Source organism: Hallella sp. (genome assembly GCF_037460745.1).
In the GTDB taxonomy this organism is placed as follows: Bacteria; Bacteroidota; Bacteroidia; order Bacteroidales; family Bacteroidaceae; genus Prevotella; species Prevotella faecis.
In genome coordinates, this window is the sequence record NZ_JAXVAE010000131.1 from 1 (window position 1) to 3,821 (window position 3,821).

Sequence of the window (3,821 nt, forward strand, 5' to 3'; positions counted from 1 at the left end):
CAAAGGTCGACAACTTAAACGGAAGGCACAAGTCGGCATATTTCGGATGGTTACGGTTTAACGATTGCCATTAGTATGTTCAATATGTTGTTGCGCAACTGCTCGTTACGGCCAAGCGCAGGCCCATCATCCGGCATGTCAACAACCAATGCTCTTGCGCCACCGGAGTGACAAAGCGTATCGGCAAGCCCGACGAAGATGGCGAGACCATGCATAGGGGTGGGAGGTGTTGCAACAAACCCAGAAACAAGAATTAACAAAAAAAATGCTTCGGTTTTCAAATAATGTGTACCTTTGCATGAGAAAAAAACGGAAGCATGAAGACACAACTCGATGTACACACCCACACCGTGGCTTCGGGCCACGCATACAGCACCATCCAGGAGATGGCCACAGCAGCAGCCCACATGGGACTGAAGATACTCGGCATCACAGAGCATGGACCCAGCATACCCGGCACGTGCCAACCCATCTATTTCCGGAACATGCATTGCGTACCACGCGAGATGTATGGCGTGAAGCTGATGATGGGAGCGGAACTCAACATTCTCAACACCCAGGGAGAGATAGACCTCGACGAGAGCGACCTGCGCACACTCGACCTGCGCATTGCCGGCATACACAGCTTGTGCTGGCAGGGAGGAACAAAGGAGGAAAACACAGCGGGCGTGATACAAGCCATGCGCAACCCCTACGTGCAAATCATCAGCCATCCGGGCGACGGCACGGCGCTGCTCGACTTCGAGCAACTGGTGCTGGCGTCGAAGGAGACCCACACGTTGCTCGAGATCAACAACCACTCGTTGGCGCCCGCCCGCCACAAGACCGTGGCGCGCCCCAACAACCTCGAACTGCTCCAACTGGCCAAGAAGCATCAGGTGCCCGTAATTCTCGGAAGCGACGCCCACATATCGATGATGATAGCGAAGTATGACAAAATCATGCCATTGGTAGAAGAAGCCGAGATGCCCGACGAGCTCATCATGAACTACAGCACCAAGCGGTTTCTGGATTACCTGAAACCCATGCCCCAATAGCCCCGCATCGACATGCTCAGGTGCCGCACCTTGGCATAAACCATAGCGGCAACCACCCCACTCCACGAACAATCCGAGGGCCGATTTGGAAATAAATCAAAATAAAATAGTAAAGTGCTTTGCAAATATCAACAGAATAATATATCTTTGCAGCAAATTGAGTTCCTTAAAGGCGCATAACATAAAGAAAACACACCATGCCTGAAATATCCGTACGCGGCTTGGAAATGCCCGAGTCACCCATTAGAAAGCTTGCCCCCCTGGCGCTTGCTGCCAAGGAGCGTGGCATAAAGGTTTACCACCTCAACATCGGACAGCCCGACCTGCCCACGCCGCAATGCGGCCTCGACGCGCTGAAGCACATCGACCGCAAGGTGCTGGAATACAGTCCGTCGCAAGGCTACCTGAGTTATCGAAAGAAACTGGTGGACTTCTATGCCAAGTACGATATCCATGTGTCGGCCGACGACATCATCATCACCACAGGAGGCTCGGAGGCCGTGTTGTTTGCCTTCATGAGTTGCCTCAACCCAGGCGACGAAATCATCGTGCCCGAGCCCGCTTACGCCAACTACATGACGTTTGCCGTGTCGGCCGGAGCAAAGATTCGCACCATCGCCACATCCATCGAGGAAGGATTCGCCTTGCCGAAGGTGGAGAAATTCAACGAGCTCATCAATGAGAGAACACGCGGAATACTCATCTGCAACCCCAACAACCCCACGGGGTACCTCTACACACGCCGCGAGATGAACCAGATACGCGACCTGGTAAAGGAGCACGACCTGTATCTCTTCTCCGACGAGGTTTACCGCGAATACATCTATACGGGTTCGCCCTATATCAGCGCCATGCACCTTAAGGGCATTGAGGACAACGTGATTCTCATCGACTCCGTGTCGAAGCGCTACTCGGAATGTGGAATCCGCATCGGCGCATTGATCACCAAGAACGAAGAGGTGAAAAAGGCTGTGATGAAATTCTGCCAAGCTCGCCTCTCGCCACCTCTCATCGGACAGATTGTGGCCGAGGCATCGCTCGACGCTCCCGAGGAGTATTATCGCGACGTTTACGACGAGTATGTGGAGCGACGCAAGTGTCTTATCGACGGCCTCAACCGCATTCCTGGAGTCTACTCACCCATTCCCATGGGCGCATTCTACACGGTGGCCCAGCTCCCCGTCGACGATGCCGACAAGTTCTGCAAATGGTGCCTCGAAGAGTTCAACTATGAGGGCGAGACCGTCATGATGGCTCCTGCAGCCGGTTTCTACACCACACCGGGCGCAGGCGTCGACCAAGTGCGCATTGCCTACGTGCTGAAGAAAGACGACTTGGAGCGCGCCCTGTTCATCCTCAGAAAAGCATTGGAGGCATACCCTGGTAGAAAATGAATTTTTCCTTCTTTATCGCCCACAAACTTTATAAGGACAAAAGCGGAAGGCAACACGTCTCCCGCCCTGCCATAACTATTGCCACAGCCGGTGTGGCAATAGGATTGGTCGTGATGCTCCTTTCGGTTTTTGTGGTGCTCGGCTTTAAGCATACCATCCGCGACAAGGTGATTGGCTTTGGTTCACACATTCAGGTAACCAACTTCATGACCCAAATGTCGTCGGACCAAGCGCCCATCGCCATGAACGACTCCATGATGAAGGTCATTGGAGGCATAGAGGGCGTGAAGCACGTGGAGCGATTTGCCTACAAGCAAGGCATCCTCAAGACCGATAGCGACTTCCTGGGAGTAATGTTCGAAGGCGTTGCGCAAGAATACGACACCACGTTCATCCACCAGAACATGGTAGCGGGATCCATTCCCAAATTCTCCGACAGCCAGTCGGGCAACCACATACTGATCTCACAGAACATCGCCGACAAGCTCAAGGTGAATGCTGGCAACCGAATCTTCGCCTATTTCATCGATGAGAACGGGGTGCGCATGAGGCGGTTCACCATACAAGGCATCTACCAAACCAATCTCTCGCAGTACGACCAGGTGATGTGTTTCACCGACCTCTACACCACCGTCAAGCTCAACGCATGGCAGCCCGACCAGGTGTCGGGAGCGGCCATCACCGTGAACGACTTCAAGCAACTGGACGAAGTGGAGAGCCGGTTTGTAGAAAAGATTAACCGAACGGAGGACCGCTACGGTGAAACCTACGCTACACAGACCATCAGAGACATCAATCCGCAGATCTTCTCATGGCTCGACTTGCTCGACATGAACGTGTGGATCATCCTCGTACTGATGGTGTCGGTGGCTGGCGTGACCATGATCTCAGGACTGCTCATCATCATCCTCGAGCGCACCACCATGATAGGCGTGCTCAAGGCATTGGGAACGCGCAACAAAACCATACGCCACATCTTCCTGTGGTTTGCCGCATTCATCATCGGAAGGGCGCTCCTCATCGGCAACGCCATCGCCCTCGGCATGGCATTGCTCCAACAATGGACGGGGATCATCAAGCTCGACCCGGCAACCTATTACGTCAGCACCGTGCCTGTGGAAATCAACATCCCGCTACTCATCATCCTGAACGTAGCCACTTTGCTCATCAGCCTGTTTGTGCTTATAGCACCCAGCTATCTCATTTCGCACATCCACCCAGCCAAGAGCATGAGGTACGAATAAGCCCCAAACCATCACGGACAAGCCATAACATAATAAGGCAAAACACAACTTGCACGCTCCGAAAGAGTGTGCAAGTTACATAAATGATACATTTTAGGGAAAAAGAATGACTAAAAAAGCAAAAAATAGCAGATTTGGGCTTTTGT

4 protein-coding genes are annotated in these 3,821 nt (G+C 52.9%); 3 read left to right on the plus strand and 1 reads right to left on the minus strand.

Annotation, left to right across the window (positions count from 1 at the left end; all coding sequences use genetic code 11):
• Positions 1-50: 50 nt before the first annotated feature.
• The gene (locus WKK33_RS09125) at positions 51-281 is read right to left on the minus strand and encodes a hypothetical protein (RefSeq protein WP_337933518.1); all 231 of its coding nucleotides are present in this window, start codon (positions 279-281) and stop codon (positions 51-53) included.
• Between the two features lie 36 nt (positions 282-317).
• On the opposite strand from WKK33_RS09125, the gene WKK33_RS09130 reads away from it, so the two are divergent.
• From WKK33_RS09130 to WKK33_RS09140, 3 genes are all read left to right on the plus strand, one after another.
• Positions 318-1,037: a phosphatase gene (locus WKK33_RS09130; RefSeq protein WP_337637072.1), complete on the plus strand. Its 720-nt coding sequence runs from the start codon at positions 318-320 to the stop codon at positions 1,035-1,037.
• 197 nt (positions 1,038-1,234) lie between these two features.
• On the plus strand, positions 1,235-2,431 hold the full coding sequence (locus tag WKK33_RS09135; protein WP_309438850.1) for a pyridoxal phosphate-dependent aminotransferase: 1,197 nt from the start codon (positions 1,235-1,237) through the stop codon (positions 2,429-2,431).
• Complete coding sequence (locus WKK33_RS09140) at positions 2,428-3,675, plus strand: FtsX-like permease family protein (RefSeq protein WP_337637070.1); 1,248 nt, start codon at positions 2,428-2,430, stop codon at positions 3,673-3,675. The genes WKK33_RS09135 and WKK33_RS09140 overlap by 4 nt, the downstream gene beginning before the upstream one ends.
• Positions 3,676-3,821: the final 146 nt, after the last annotated feature.